Source organism: Streptomyces johnsoniae (assembly GCF_031845565.1).
Classification (GTDB): domain Bacteria; phylum Actinomycetota; class Actinomycetes; order Streptomycetales; family Streptomycetaceae; genus Streptomyces; species Streptomyces johnsoniae.
Window position 1 is genome coordinate 112,643 of sequence record NZ_JAVREV010000018.1, and the last position, 13,502, is coordinate 126,144.

Annotated in this window: 15 protein-coding genes; 10 read left to right on the top strand and 5 right to left on the bottom strand. The window is 74.2% G+C overall.

From position 1 onward, the window contains the following. Positions 1-39 precede the first annotated feature (39 nt). Both RM779_RS27445 and RM779_RS27450 read right to left on the bottom strand, forming a co-directional pair. Complete coding sequence (locus tag RM779_RS27445; protein ID WP_311620457.1) at positions 40-981, bottom strand: M56 family metallopeptidase; 942 nt, start codon at positions 979-981, stop codon at positions 40-42. A gap of 65 nt (positions 982-1,046) precedes the next feature. After that, positions 1,047-1,613 carry a DUF5134 domain-containing protein gene (locus tag RM779_RS27450; protein ID WP_311620458.1) on the bottom strand — a complete coding sequence of 189 codons (567 nt, stop codon included), beginning with the start codon at positions 1,611-1,613 and terminating at the stop codon, positions 1,047-1,049. Positions 1,614-1,713: 100 nt separating this feature from the next. Between RM779_RS27450 and RM779_RS27455 the strand changes: the two genes are divergently transcribed. Further along, positions 1,714-2,265 (top strand): GNAT family N-acetyltransferase, encoded by a 552-nt coding sequence (locus RM779_RS27455; protein WP_311620459.1) that lies wholly within the window; start codon positions 1,714-1,716, stop codon positions 2,263-2,265. On the opposite strand, the gene RM779_RS27460 is transcribed toward RM779_RS27455, so the two are convergent. After that, positions 2,249-2,932 (bottom strand): glycerophosphodiester phosphodiesterase, encoded by a 684-nt coding sequence (locus tag RM779_RS27460; RefSeq protein WP_311620460.1) that lies wholly within the window; start codon positions 2,930-2,932, stop codon positions 2,249-2,251. The two genes, RM779_RS27455 and RM779_RS27460, sit on opposite strands and share 17 nt — an antisense overlap. 146 nt (positions 2,933-3,078) lie before the next feature. On the opposite strand from RM779_RS27460, the gene RM779_RS27465 reads away from it, so the two are divergent. The 3 genes from RM779_RS27465 to RM779_RS27475 are packed head-to-tail and all read left to right on the top strand — an operon-like array spanning position 3,079 to position 6,355. Beyond that, positions 3,079-4,479 (top strand): DUF6421 family protein, encoded by a 1,401-nt coding sequence (locus RM779_RS27465; RefSeq protein ID WP_311620461.1) that lies wholly within the window; start codon positions 3,079-3,081, stop codon positions 4,477-4,479. Between the two features lie 50 nt (positions 4,480-4,529). Then, positions 4,530-5,297 (top strand): SDR family NAD(P)-dependent oxidoreductase, encoded by a 768-nt coding sequence (locus RM779_RS27470; RefSeq protein WP_311620462.1) that lies wholly within the window; start codon positions 4,530-4,532, stop codon positions 5,295-5,297. After that, positions 5,276-6,355 (top strand): threonine aldolase family protein, encoded by a 1,080-nt coding sequence (locus tag RM779_RS27475; RefSeq protein ID WP_311620463.1) that lies wholly within the window; start codon positions 5,276-5,278, stop codon positions 6,353-6,355. Before RM779_RS27470 ends, RM779_RS27475 begins: the two co-directional genes overlap by 22 nt. A gap of 35 nt (positions 6,356-6,390) precedes the next feature. Here RM779_RS27475 and RM779_RS27480 read toward each other — a convergent pair whose 3' ends face one another. Continuing rightward, positions 6,391-7,110, bottom strand: a complete 720-nt coding sequence (locus RM779_RS27480) for a lysophospholipid acyltransferase family protein (RefSeq protein ID WP_311620464.1) — start codon at positions 7,108-7,110, stop codon at positions 6,391-6,393. Between the two features lie 206 nt (positions 7,111-7,316). Between RM779_RS27480 and RM779_RS27485 the strand changes: the two genes are divergently transcribed. From RM779_RS27485 to RM779_RS27495, 3 genes are all read left to right on the top strand, one after another. After that, entirely contained in the window at positions 7,317-7,673 is a 357-nt protein-coding gene (locus RM779_RS27485) for a TlpA family protein disulfide reductase (RefSeq protein ID WP_311620465.1), read from the top strand. A gap of 165 nt (positions 7,674-7,838) precedes the next feature. Then, positions 7,839-8,624: an electron transfer flavoprotein subunit beta/FixA family protein gene (locus tag RM779_RS27490; protein ID WP_077062950.1), complete on the top strand. Its 786-nt coding sequence runs from the start codon at positions 7,839-7,841 to the stop codon at positions 8,622-8,624. A 64-nt stretch (positions 8,625-8,688) separates the two neighbouring features. After that, positions 8,689-9,651 (top strand): electron transfer flavoprotein subunit alpha/FixB family protein, encoded by a 963-nt coding sequence (locus RM779_RS27495; RefSeq protein ID WP_311620466.1) that lies wholly within the window; start codon positions 8,689-8,691, stop codon positions 9,649-9,651. Positions 9,652-9,679: 28 nt separating this feature from the next. On the opposite strand, the gene RM779_RS27500 is transcribed toward RM779_RS27495, so the two are convergent. Beyond that, positions 9,680-9,895, bottom strand: a complete 216-nt coding sequence (locus RM779_RS27500) for a hypothetical protein (RefSeq protein WP_311620467.1) — start codon at positions 9,893-9,895, stop codon at positions 9,680-9,682. A 233-nt stretch (positions 9,896-10,128) separates the two neighbouring features. On the opposite strand from RM779_RS27500, the gene RM779_RS27505 reads away from it, so the two are divergent. From RM779_RS27505 to RM779_RS27515, 3 genes are read left to right on the top strand one after another with little or no spacing between them, the layout of a single operon-like run. Next, the gene (locus RM779_RS27505) at positions 10,129-11,415 is read left to right on the top strand and encodes a DUF6986 family protein (protein ID WP_311620468.1); all 1,287 of its coding nucleotides are present in this window, start codon (positions 10,129-10,131) and stop codon (positions 11,413-11,415) included. 54 nt (positions 11,416-11,469) lie between these two features. Beyond that, positions 11,470-12,435, top strand: a complete 966-nt coding sequence (locus RM779_RS27510) for an ROK family protein (RefSeq protein WP_311620469.1) — start codon at positions 11,470-11,472, stop codon at positions 12,433-12,435. A gap of 26 nt (positions 12,436-12,461) precedes the next feature. Beyond that, a complete protein-coding gene (locus RM779_RS27515) occupies positions 12,462-13,484 on the top strand; it encodes an NUDIX hydrolase (RefSeq protein ID WP_311620470.1) in 1,023 nt (340 codons plus the stop codon). The last annotated feature ends 18 nt before the right edge of the window (positions 13,485-13,502 follow it).

Here is a 13,502-nt window from a genome sequence, read left to right on the forward strand (position 1 = left end):
ATGATCCTGCCCGCGCGTCCGGGAGGCTGCCAGCCCGCCTCAGCCGCCCAGTGCGGTGAGCCCGGGCGCGAAGGCGATCAGCAGCGGAACGGCAGGCACCAGCGTCGCCGCGGCCGTCAGCCGCAGCCGGCGCGACACGGGCAGCCGCTGCGCGGGCGTCAGCAGCCGGTGCACCCGCTGCGGCACGTGCGCGTGGTGCGGACCGCGCGTGAACGCGCCGCGGTCCTCGTTGAGCCCGACCAGCGCCAGCGCGGTCGTCAGCCGGCCGAAGCGGCGGGAGGCGACGTCGTCCGCGGCCAGCTCGACCAGCCGGTGCACCTGGTGCCGGAACGCGGCGAACACCGGAACCCGCGGAAAGCCGTTGGCCAGCGCGCCGGAACAGTGCAGCAGCCAGTGGTGCCGCGCCTTGACGTGCCCCTGCTCGTGGGCGAGAACGGCGTCGAGCTGCCGCCGGTTCAGCCGCCGCAGCGCGCCCGTGGTGATCACCAGGCGCGAGGCGGGGCCGTCGAGCAGCCAGGCGTCGGGACGGTCGTCCTCCAGCACGATCAGCCGGTCCGAGGCGTCGGCCGCCTCCCACGGCAGCCGCGGCGAGCGCGTCAGCAGCTCGGCGCGGCGGCGCCTGCGCTCGGCACGGGCCCTGCGCACCTCGCGGGTGAGCATCACGGCCGTCCACGCCCCGCCGCAGGCGAGCAGCACGGCCACCGCGGCGGCCCAGCGCTGGCCGTCCGGCTGAAGCGCGTACGCGTCGACGACGTGGCTCGGAGCGGGCGCGAAGACCTGGCCGCGCACGCCGTGCCAGGCCGCGGCCCCGGAAAGGGCCATCGCCAGCACGCAGCACAGCAGCACGGCGGCCACCACGCACTGCCAGACCCACAGCGCGAGCACCGGCTCCCGGTCCGGCCATGACCCACGGGCCAGCACGCGCGGCGCCGTCGCCGCGGTGAGGCCGCCCAGCACGAGCAGTGTCATGGCGATCACCATGACACCAGCGTAGAACGCCCCGCACGGCGCGCGGGAACCGGGCACCTGTTCCCGTGACGCACGCCTCACAGCGTGGCGAGCATCGCCAGCATCCCCAGCGCGAGCGTCAGCCGGCAGGCGGCGGCGACCTCGGGCGCGCGCCGCGGGTGGCCGGTCCCGTGGCCTGCGGCGACGCCCCCAGGGCTGCCGCGGTCCGCCGCGGCGGGCAGCAGCCGCGGCCCGGTGCGCAGCGCGTACAGCGCGAAGTACACCAGGAGCGCCGCCGTCACGGCGGGCACGCCGCCCGGCCCGTGCCCGGCGTGCGCCGGGGCGTCCGCGGCCATGGCCACCGCCATGTAGACCATGGCCAGCCCTTCCAGTACGTGGTGCCCCTGGTGGGCGGTCCCGGCCGCGAGGAGTGCCGCCGCCCATACGGCCGCCGCCCCGAAAAGAACGGCGAACGCGGCGGGCGGCAGGTGCGGTGCCCTGGCCGCTGGAACGGCCATCAGCGCCATGCCGAGCCCCATCACCGCCTCCACCGCCGCCGCCTGCCTGACCCGCGAAGGGCCGCCGCGGACGCCCAGCAGGCAGTACCCGCCCGTGCCGCCGCACAGGGCGGCGAGCAGCCAGCCCACCAGCTCGGGTCCGTGCATCGGCCGCTCCTCCGCGGGTGTCCGCGGGAAGGCTGCCCGGCGGGCGCGGGCGGTACGGGAGCGCACGGGGGCATGGGGAGCGCGGCGTACGATGCACCGCGTGGGGACGACCGCAGAACTGAGCTTCCGCACCGCGTCCGAGGCCGATGTGCCCGCCGTGGTGACGCTGGTGGAGTCCGCGTACCGCGGCGAGCGGAGCCGGGCGGGCTGGACCACGGAGGCCGACCTGCTGGACGGCCGCCGCACCGGGCCCGACGAGGTCGGGGCCGCACTCGCCGACCCGGCGGGGCGGCTGCTCCTGGCCGAGCGTGACGCTGAGCTGGTCGCCTGCTGCCGCCTGGTCCGCGAGGCCGGGCGGGCGGGCGAGCCCGCCGCGCACTTCGGGATGTTCGCGGTCAGGCCCGACCTCCAGGCGGCGGGAGTCGGCCGTCTGATGCTGGCGGAGGCGGAACGGGTGGTCCGCGAGGAGTGGGGCGCCCGGCACCTGGAAATGCAGGTGCTCACTCCGCGGACCAGCCTGATCGCCTGGTACGAGCGCCGCGGCTACGTGCGCACCGGCCGGACGGTCCCGTTCCCCTACGGCGACGAACGTTTCGGCGTGCCCCGCATGGCGGGCCTCGCGTTCGAGGTGCTGGTCAAGCGGCTGCCCTGACGGCCCGCACGATCCCGGGCTCGTCGGTCACCACACCGTCGAGCCCCAGCTCCCGGGCGCGGGCCAGCTCCGCGGCGGTGTTGACGGTCCAGCTGATCACGTGCAGCCCGGCGGCACGCGCACGCCCGACCACGTCGGCGTCCAGCGCGGGCAGCTCGCAGGAGATCATCCCGGCGTCCAGCGCCGCCGCCCGCTCCGGCGCGGTCGCGGTGGTCTCACCGGTGACGAGAGCGAGGGGGATGCCGGGGAGCAGGCGGCGGGTCTCGCGCAGCGCGTCGTCATGGAAGGAGATCACGGTGACGCGGCCGTGCAGCCGCCGTTCCTCGACGACGCCGGCCAGGACCCGCGCCGCCGCCGGGTCCTTGATCTCGGCCTGAAGGGGCGCGCCCACCGCGTCCGCCACCTCGGCGAACAGCGGAATCCGCTCGCCCAGGCCCGCGTCGAGGGCGCGCAGCTCGGCCGTCGTCAGGTCGCCGACGGCCCCGGAGCCGTCCGTGGTCCGGTCGACCTCGGCGTCGTGGATGACCACCAGGTCGCCGTCCTTGCTCAGGTGCAGGTCGAGCTCGATGACGTCGAGGCCGGCCCGGTCCGCCCGGCGGAACGACCGCAGGGTGTTCTCCGGCTCCACGCCCATCAGCCCGCGGTGTCCGACGGTCAGCAGCGGCATGCGGCAACCCTAGGCGCCCCCGGTGTCCGTGGGCTGAACGGCGTCCGGCGCCGCGGCGTACGCAGTTCCCCACGAACGACCGGTTGAACGGACGATCTGCTCCGGATACCGTGGTCGTACGGAAAATCTACTGTGGAGGGCGGGCCATGACGGAAACTTTGGCGTCCATCACCCCGGATGGCGGCGGTTCGACGACCGCCCGCGTGATCGACCACCCCGCGTGGCCCGAGCTGAAACGCGCCGTGGAGGCCGTGCGCCCGGCGCAGTCCAAGGACGGCTCGATCGACTTCGAGGCCGAGGGCGCCCCGAGCCGGGCCGCGGTGACACGCGAGATCGAGCACGCCGTCTCGGCCGTCCAGCGGCTGGCCCCGCTGCTGCCCCACGACGCGGCGTACCACCGCGCACTCGTCGCCGACCTGCGCCGCTGGGCCGCGGACGGCTTCGGCGTGCCCGACTTCCTCGACTCGCTGCTGGCCTTCCGGCCCAGTGCCGCGCGCACCGACGGGCGCCAGCACCTCGTCGTCTTCCCCATGTACACGCAGAACGGCAACCCGGACCGCAACCTGGAGGCTGTCGTGCTGCGCGTGGTGTGGCCGGACTGGCTCGCCGAGCTGGAGCGCACCCGCTTCGACAACCCGATGTTCCTCGGCATCACCTTCGAGGACTTCACCCCCGGGTACGACACCAACTCCGCCGTCCTGTTCCCCGAGACCATCGCGGTGCGCAAGGCCCCCGAGCGCTTCTCCTGGGGCGCCATCTTCTGCGACCGCGAGGCCGCCCGCTTCCGCCGCGTCGTCGGCGCCGCCTGCGGGACCACCGGCCTCGACCTGCCCGAGGAGGCAGGCGGCCTGCTCACCGATCAGCAGCGCTGCCAGCAGACGTTCGTGCTGTGGGACATGATCCACGACCGCACGCACAGCCACGGCGACCTGCCGTTCGACCCGTTCATGATCAAGCAGCGCCAGCCGTTCTGGATGTACGGCCTTGAGGAGCTGCGCTGCGACCTCACCGCCTTCCACGAGGCCGGCCGGCTCGCCGCCGACGGGCACGCGCAGGGGCGCGACGTGCAGTACGCGGTGCTGCTCGACCGCCTCTTCCGGTTCCCCGTCACCGGCCCGCGCAACCGCAACTACGACGGCCTCGGCGGCCAGTTGCTCTTCGCCTATCTCCACCGGCACGATGCCCTGCGCTGGACGGACAACCGGCTGAGCATCGACTGGGAGCGTGCCCGGGAGATCACCGCCCGGCTGCGCGAGGACATCGAAGTCCTCTACCGCAAGGGCATCGACCGCCCCAAGATCGTGCACTGGCTCAAGGCGTACGAGCTGGTGTCCGCCTACCTCGCACCGCACCCGGGCTCGCGGTGGGCCAAAGGCCCCGACGCCCTCGACCTCACGCTGCCGCCCCGCAAGCTCGTCGACGACGTGCTGCCGGACGAGTTTCCGCTCAGCCTCTTCTACGAGGCGCTGGCCAGGAAGCTCAGGACGGTGATCGAATCGACCCGCGGCATCACCGCCGGAGACGATCCGGCGGCCAGGGCGGCGTGATCGTCGCGCCCACCGAGGGGCATGATGGACGAGAAGAGGAGGCGACCAGGATGACCACGAGCACCCCCGACCCGGCCCGCGGCCCCCTGGCGGGCGCGGTCGTCGCGGTGGCCGGCGCCGGCGGGCCCGCGGGGCGGGCCACGCTGCTGCGCCTGGCGCAGGATGGCGCCACCGTCGTGGCGGCCGACGCGGACGCCGAGCGCCTGGCCGAGGGCGTGGACGCGGCCCGCTTCGCGCACGGCGGCGCCACCGTCACCGGCGACACCGTCGACCTGCTCGACCCGGCGGCGGCGCGCGCCTGGGCGGACAGGACCGAAAAGGAGCACGGCCGCATCGACGGCCTGGTCCACCTCGTCGGCGGGTGGCGCGGCTCGGCGTCCTTCGCCGCGACCGACCTCGCCGACTGGCAGCTGCTGCACGACCTGCTCCTGCGCACCGTGCAGCACACCTCGCTGGCGTTCGAGGGCCCGCTGGGCCGCAGCGGCAACGGCCGTTACGTCCTGATCAGCGCGGCGGGCGCCAGCCGCCCGACCGCGGGCAACGCCGCCTACGCCGCGGCCAAGGCAGCCGCGGAGGCGTGGACCCTGGCCCTCGCCGACGGCTTCCGCAGAGGCGCGGCAGGCGAGGAGCTGACCGCGGCGGCCACCGTCGTCGTCGTCAAGGCCCTGGTGACCGACGCCATGCGCGACCGGAAACCGGGCGCCGCGTTCGCGGGCTACACCGACGTCCGCGAGCTGGCCGAGACCATCTGCGGCCTGTGGAGCAGGCCCCCGGAGAAAGTGAACGGAACCCGCCTGTGGCTCACCCAGAAGCCGTGACGACCGACGCACGGCGCCACCACGACCCGGCCGTCCGCGGTTTCGCCAGCGACAACTACGCGGGCGTCCACCCCGAGATCCTGGCCGCCCTCGCGCTGGCCAACGGCGGCCACCAGCCGGCCTACGGAGCCGACGACTACACGGCCCACCTCCAGGAGGTCTTCCGCGCCCACTTCGGCCCGCGCGCCGAGGCGTTCCCCGTCTTCAACGGCACCGGCGCCAACGTCGTCGCCCTGACGGCGCTCACCGACCGGTGGGGTGCCGTCATCACCACCACGACGGCCCACATACACGTCGACGAGTGCGGCGCCCCCGAGCGGGTCGGCGGCCTGAAGCTGCTGCCGGTCCCCGCGCCGGACGGCAAGCTCACCCCCGAGCTGGTCGCGCGCGAGGCGTTCGGCTGGGACGACGAGCACCGCGCCATGCCGCAGGTCGTCTCGCTGACCCAGAGCACGGAGCTCGGGACCCTGTACACCCCCGAGGAGATCCGCGCCGTCAGCGACTTCGCGCACGAGCGCGGCATGGCCGTCCACCTCGACGGCGCCCGCATCGCCAACGCCGCCGCGGCCCTCGGCCTGCCGATGAGCGCCTTCACCACGGACGCGGGCGTGGACGTGGTGTCCTTCGGCGGCACGAAGAACGGGATGATGTTCGGCGAGGCCGTCCTCGTCCTGCGGCCCGAGGCCGTGCGCGCGATGCACCACGTGCGGAAGCTGTCCATGCAGCTGACGTCCAAGATGCGTTTCGTCTCCGCCCAGTTCGAGGCGCTGCTCGCCGGCGACCTGTGGCTGCGCTCCGCCCGGCACGCCAACGCCATGGCCGCGCGGCTGGCCGCCGGGGCCCGCGAGGTGCCGGGGGTGACCGTTCTGCACCCGGTCGATGCCAACGGCGTCTTCGCCCGCCTGCCGCACGACGTGAGCGAGCGGCTGCGCAAGCGCCACCGCTTCTACTTCTGGGACGAGGCGGCCGGCGACGTGCGGTGGATGTGCTCGTTCGACACCACCGAGGAGGACGTCGACGCCTTCCTCGACGCGCTCCGCGAGGAGATGGCACGCTGAGGCGGCCCGGCGGGGCCCGCCCCGCCGGGCCAAGGCTACGGCGTCTTGGGCGCGGGCGGTGCGGGCGCGGTGCCGCCGAGGTGCGCGGGCAGCCACCAGGAGTCCTCGGGACCCTTGGGCTTGGCCGGGTAGGCCTGCTGCGCGGCAACGAGCAGCTCCTGCACGCGCTCGCGCAGCCGCTCGGTCACCGAGGCCGCCGACTCCGCCGGGTCGGCCTCCATCGGCGCGCCGATGCGAATGGTGATCGGCAGGTGGCTGCGGCTGAAGTCCCGCTTGCGGCCCTTGGTCCACAGCCGCTGCGTGCCCCACAGCGCCACCGGAAGCAGCGGCACCCCGGCCTGCTGCGCCATGCGCGCGGCACCCGACTTGAACTTCTTCAGCGTGAACGAAGGGGAGATCGTCGCCTCGGGGAAGACACCGACGATCTCGCCCGAGCGCAGCGACTTCAGCGCGTGATCGAAGGCGTGCTCGCCCTGCGCCCGGTCCACGGGAATGTGCTTCATGGCCCGCATCAGCGGCCCCGAGACCCGGTGGCGGAAAACGGACTCCTTGGCCATGAAGCGCACCAGCCGCTTCGCCGGCCGCGCCGCGAACCCGGCGAAGATGAAGTCGAGGTAGCCGATGTGGTTGCTGACGAGCACGGCACCGCCGCGCCGCGGCACATGCTCGCTGCCGGCGATGTCGAAGCGCAGATCGAGCGCCTTGAACATCGTCCGCGCAGCGGCAATGACCGGCGGGTAAACAAGCTCTGCCATGCGGGGGACCCTTCTTCCGAGCGGTGGGAACCTACGCCTCCGTAACTTCCGACGTCGCCCGATGGTGCCCCAAAGCGGCCACGAGCGCCAGCCCGGTGCCGAGGCCGCAGGGGATGTCCCCGCTCCCGCGCCGCGGAATGAATGCCTGCGCCGCGGTGCTTCTGGACCATCGGGAACGGCGGCGGACGCGGTACGGAGGCAGGGACATGGACGGGCAGGGCACCGGGCGGCGGCTCACCGCGGCGGAACTGGGCGCCGGGAGTCTCGGCCGGCGGGCGACGCTTGTGCAGTTCTCCACCGCGTTCTGCCGGCCCTGCCGCGCCACCCGGCAAGTGCTCGCCGAGGTGGCCGGGATGGTCGAGGGCGTGGCGCACGTGGAGATCGACGCGGAGTCCCGCCTCGCACTTGTGCGGGAGCTGGGCATCCGTGCCACCCCCACCGTTCTGGTGCTGGATGCCGCGGGCCGCGAGATGCGCAGGGCGGCGGGACAACCGCGGAAGGCGGACGTCATCGCGGCGCTCGGCGACGCGGTCGGGAACGATGACCGGGGCGGCGCCGCCTGACCGATCGGGCCTGACACGGTGTCTGATCTGACAATACGCACGTAGGCAACGTCACAGTGGGACATTCTTGCGTACGGGGGATACCCTGGATGTACTGACGAGTAACAATCCGGGTGATCTTCCCGTACCCGTGTGCGGACCGACATGCAGTAGGAGAGAGCCGGCGTGAGCTTGAAGATCGTTGTCTGTGTGAAGTACGTGCCCGACGCCACCGGCGACCGGCGATTCGCCGAGGACCTGACCACCGACCGGGAGGCAGTGGACGGCCTGCTGTCCGAGCTGGACGAGTACGCGGTCGAGCAGGCCCTGCGCATCGCGGAGGACGCCGACGACGCCGAGGTCACCGTCGTCACCGTCGGCCCCGAGGACGCGAACGACGCGCTGCGGAAGGCCCTGTCCATGGGCGCGGACAAGGCCGTGCACGTCGAGGACGACGACCTGCACGGCACCGACGTGATGGGCACCTCGCTCGTGCTCGCCAAGGCCATCGAGCACACCGGCTACGACCTGGTCATCTGCGGTATGGCCTCGACCGACGGCAGCATGGGCGTGCTCCCCGCCCTGCTGGCCGAGCGGCTCGGCGCCGCCCAGGTCACGCTGCTGTCCGAGGTGTCCCTCGCCGACGGCAGGGTCACCGGCAGGCGCGACGGCGACGCCGCGACGGAGCGGCTCGAAGCGGCCCTGCCCGCGGTGGTATCCGTCACCGACCAGTCGGGGGAGGCCCGTTACCCCTCGTTCAAGGGGATCATGGCCGCCAAGAAGAAGCCGGTGGAGAGCCTGGACCTGGAAGACCTCGGGATCGAGGCCGAGGAGGTCGGCCTGGCCGGGGCGAGGACCGAGGTCACCTCCGCGACCGAACGCCCGGCCCGCACGGCCGGCGAGGTCGTCACCGACGAGGGCGAGGGCGGCAAGCTGCTCGCGGCCTTCCTCGCGGAGCGCAAGTTCATCTGACGGGCCAGGCAGGCCCGCACCCGACAAGCCCACCCGTCCGCACGTCCCGCTGGAGAACGATCCCATGGCCGAAGTTCTTGTCTACGTCGACCACCTGGAAGGCGACGTCCGCAAGCCCACCCTGGAGCTGCTGACCCTGGCCCGGCGCATCGGCGACCCCGTCGCCGTCCACCTCGGCCCCGGCGCCGGCAACGCCGCCGGAGTGCTCGCCGAGCACGGCGCGGTGCGGGTACTGGCCGCGGACGCCCCGGAGTTCGCCGACTACCTCGTCGTGCCCAAGGTGGACGCCCTGGCCGCGGCGGCCGCGGCGGTGTCGCCCGCGGCCGTGCTGATCCCCTCCTCCGCCGAGGGCAAGGAGATCGCCGCCCGCCTCGCCCTGCGCCTCGGCTCCGGCCTCGTCACCGACGCCGTGGACCTGGCGGCGGGGGATGACGGTCCCCTCGCGTACCAGTCGGTCTTCGCCGCGGCGTTCACGACGACGTCGCGCGTCACCCAGGGCACGCCCGTCATCACCGTGAAGCCCAACTCCGCGGCCCCCGAGGCCGCGCCCGCCGCCGGCACCGTGGAGGAGCTGGCCGTGTCCTTCGGCGAGGCGGCCACCGCCACCAGGGTCGTCGAGCGCAGCCCGCGCGAGTCCACCGGGCGGCCGGACCTCACGGAGGCCGCCATCGTGGTCTCCGGTGGCCGCGGCGTGAACGGCTCGGAGAACTTCGCGCTCATCGAGGCGCTCGCCGACTCCCTCGGCGCCGCCGTCGGCGCCTCCAGGGCCGCCGTCGACGCGGGCTGGTACCCGCACTCCCACCAGGTCGGCCAGACGGGAAAGACCGTTTCGCCGCAGCTGTACGTGGCCGCCGGCATCTCGGGCGCGATCCAGCACCGCGCCGGCATGCAGACCTCGAAGACCATCGTGGCCATCAACAAGGACAACGAGGCCCCGATCTTCGAGCTGGCCGACTACGGCGTGGTCGGCGACCTGTTCGACATCGTCCCGGCGCTCACCGACGAGGTGCGGGCCCGCAAGGGCTGATCCGCGCCGCCGCCCGCCGCCCTCGCCGTCAGGTGACCGCGGCGGGCGCCGTGCCGCGCGGGCGGCCCGTCCACCGTCGTCGCTTCGTGCGCGCCGCGGGCGCGGCGTGCCCCGCCCGTGCCGCCGCCGCGCTCGACCGCCTGCGGTCGGCCTCGTGCCCTGCGATCGCCGGCGGCGGGCCGCTTCCGTTGTCCTCGGTCAGCATGCCGAACGCGAGCCCGACGAGCAGCTGTTGATACTCCACGACAGTCCTCCGCATCACTCACAGCGCGGGATTTCCGCTGGTCACCAGCCTGCGGCAGTTACATGACGCCGCCTTTGCCCACTGGTCAAGCCCCCGTGGCGATGAGGCGGCGCACCGTGAACACCGGATGACGCCCGTCCCGTTGTGTTTCGTCGCGCGGCCGGATAGCGTCGCGGACGAGCGTTTTTCAACGAAATGTTGAATCGGGTTGATCCTCACCGGGCGGAGGACGCATGAGCGGGCAGCACGCGGTGGCCACGAGCCTGACGGCCGCCCTACGCGCGGACGTCGACGCCTCACTCGCCGCCGTCGACGCCGACCTCGCGCGCCGCTACCCCGGCGAGCCGGCCGAACGGCAGCCGGTCCACACCGTGTACGTGCCCGCCGACCGGTTCGCCGCGGACACCGTGCCCGCCCTCGGCGCGGCGGCCCGCGCACTCCTCGCCGAACACGCCCCCGATGCCGACGCGTTCGCCGCCGCGCTCGGCATGCCCCGCGCCCACGCCGCCCCCGTGTACGACCGGGTGCTCGCCAAGCTCGCCCGGGAGCCGGTCGAGGACCTGCGGATCGACTTCGAGGACGGCTACGGCCAGCGACCGGACGCCGAGGAGGACGCCGACGCGGCCCGCGCCGCCCGCCTGCTCGCGCGCGCCCACGCCGAGGGCGCGGCACCGCCGTTCGCCGGCCTGCGCATGAAGTGCCTGGAGGCCGCCGTCCGGACGCGCGGCATCCGCACGCTGGACGTGTTCCTCACCACGCTGCTCGACGCCGGCACCCTTCCGCCCGGACTGCGGATCACTCTGCCCAAGGCCGGCTACGCCCAGCAGGTCGCGGCGATGGCGCGGCTGTGCGAGGAGTTCGAGAAGGCGGGCGGCCTGCCGCCGGGCCGGCTCACGTTCGAGATCCAGGTCGAGACCACCCAGGCCGTCCTCGGCGCCGACGGCCGCGCCACCGTCGCCCGCATGATCGACGCCGGGGACGGCCGGGTCCGCGCGCTGCACTACGGCACCTTCGACTACAGCGCGGCCTGCCAGGTCGGCGCCGCGCACCAGGCCCCGGACCACCCGGTGGCCGACCACGCCAAGGCGGTCATGCAGGCCGCCGCCGCGGGGCGCGGCGTCCAGCTCTCCGACGGCTCGACCAACGTGCTGCCCGTCGGGTCGACCCAGCAGGTCCATCGCGCCTGGCGGCTCCACCACGGCCTCGTCCGCCGCGCCCTGGCCCGCGCCTACTACCAGGGCTGGGACATGCACCCCGGCCACCTGCCGACCCGCTACGCGGCCGTCTACGCCTACTACCGGGAGGGCCTGCCGGATGCCGCGGACCGCCTCGCCACCTACCTGGCGGGCACCGGAGAAGGAGACGCCGAGGTGCTGGACGAGCCCGCCACCGCCCGTGCGCTGGGCGCATTCCTGCTGCGCGGACTCGACTGCGGCGCCCTCGACGCCGCCGAGGTCACCGCGCTCGCCGGCATCGGACGCCCCGGCCTCGCCGCGCTGGCGGGCCGTCGCACCGCGTAGCCAGGCGAAACCGGACTGGACAACCCAGGCCACCACGGATCAGGCTTCCTCTCCATGACCACTGATCTTGTCGCCGCCGTGGACATCGGCGGCACCAAAATCGCCGGTGCCCTCGTGGACGCCGACGGCGAACTCCTCCACCGCGTTCAGCGCCCCACCCCGGCCAAGGACCCGGCGGAAGGCGTCCTGCGCGCCCTGACCGACGTGGTCGCGGCGCTGCGGGAGCACGCCGCGTGGGAGCGCGTCGGCGCCGTGGGCATCGGCAGCGCGGGCCCGGTCGACGCCCGCACCGGCACGGTCAGCCCGGTCAACATCCCCGGCTGGCGGGACTTCCCGCTCGTCGAGGGCGTGCGCAAGACGGCGGGTGACCTGCCCGTCACCCTGGTCGGCGACGGCGCGGCCATCGCCGCGGGCGAGCACTGGCGCGGCGCCGCCCGCGGCCGGCGGAACGCGCTGTGCATGGTGGTCTCCACCGGTGTCGGCGGCGGCCTGATCCTCGACGGCCGGCTGCGGCCAGGACCCACCGGCAACGCGGGGCACATCGGCCACATCAGCGTCGACTTCAACGGTGACCTCTGTCCGTGCGGCGGGCGCGGCTGCGTGGAGCGCATCGCCAGCGGCACCAACATCGCCCGCTACGCGCTCGCCGCCGGCTGGCGCCCGGACCGGCCGGGCGGCGACGCCACCGCGGCGGGCGTGGCGCGGGCCGCGGCGCAGGGCGACCCGGTGGCCCTTGAGGCGTTCGAACGCTCGGCGCACGCCCTCGCCGCGGGCATCGCGGCCACCGCGACCCTGGTCGAGCTGGAGACCGTGGTGGTCGGCGGGGGAGTGAGCCAGTCGGGCGAGGTGCTCTTCGGCCCGCTGCGCCGCGCGCTCGGCGAGTACGCGGCGCTGCCGTTCGTGCGGGACATCGAGGTCGTACCCGCCCAGCTCGGCACGGACGCGGGCCTGGTCGGCGCCGCCGCGGCCTGCTGGAGCGAGGCCGGCACGTTTTTGGCACGGGGTGCAGCGGGCAACTGACTCAAGGGCGAACAAGGAGGGGGACCGTGATTATCTGGCTGAACGGCGCCTTCGGCGCAGGCAAGACGACTGCCGCGCACGAGCTGCTCCACCTGCTGCCCGGCAGCACGCTGTACGACCCGGAGCTGGTCGCCGCGGGGCTGCGTTCCATGCTGCCCAAGGAGCGCCTGGCGCACGTCGACGACGTCCAGGACCTCCCGTCCTGGCGGCGCCTGGTGGTGGACACCGGGGCCGCCCTGCTGTCCGAGCTGCCCGGGCCGCTGATCGCGCCGCTGACGCTGCTGGAGCAGGAGTACCGCGACGAGATATTCGGCGGGTTCGCCGCCCGCCGGATACCCGTGCAGCACTTCCTGCTCCACGTTGAAGAAACGTTCCTGCGCGACCGTATCGACCAGCGGGCCGCGGTCGACGGCGACGCCGTGCGCGGCTGGTGCCTCGGGCACCTGCCGCGGTACGGCGCGGCGCTGCCGTGGCTGACCGCCGACGCGCACACCGTCGAGACCTCCCGGCTCACCCCCAGGCAGACCGCGGAACGGCTCGCCGAGGGCGTCAGACGCGGCGACGGCACCTGCGAGATCGTGCAGACCCCCGCGCCCAGCGCCGAAACACTCGCCGCCGGTGTGCTGTTCTTCGACGACGAGGACCGCGTCCTGCTCGTGGACCCCACGTACAAGCCGGGCTGGGAGTTCCCCGGCGGCGTCGTCGAGGCAGGGGAGCCGCCGGCCCGCGCCGCCGTCCGCGAGGTGGCCGAGGAACTCGGCCTGCACCTCACCCGCGAGCCCGCACTGCTCATCGTGGACTGGGAACCGCCCTCCCCGCCGCGGTTCGGCGGGCTCCGCCTGCTGTTCGACGGCGGACGGCTCGGCGCCGACCGGATGCGGGACCTGCTGCTGCCCGGCGCCGAACTCCGCGGCTGGCGGTTCGCCGCACAGGACGAGGCCGAACGGCTGCTCTCGCCCGGCAGGTTCGCCCGGCTGCGATGGGCGCTGCGCGCCCGCGCCGAGGGCCGCCCGCTCAACCTGGAGGCCGGCGTGCCCGTCGGCACCTGATCCCCGGCCGCCGAATCG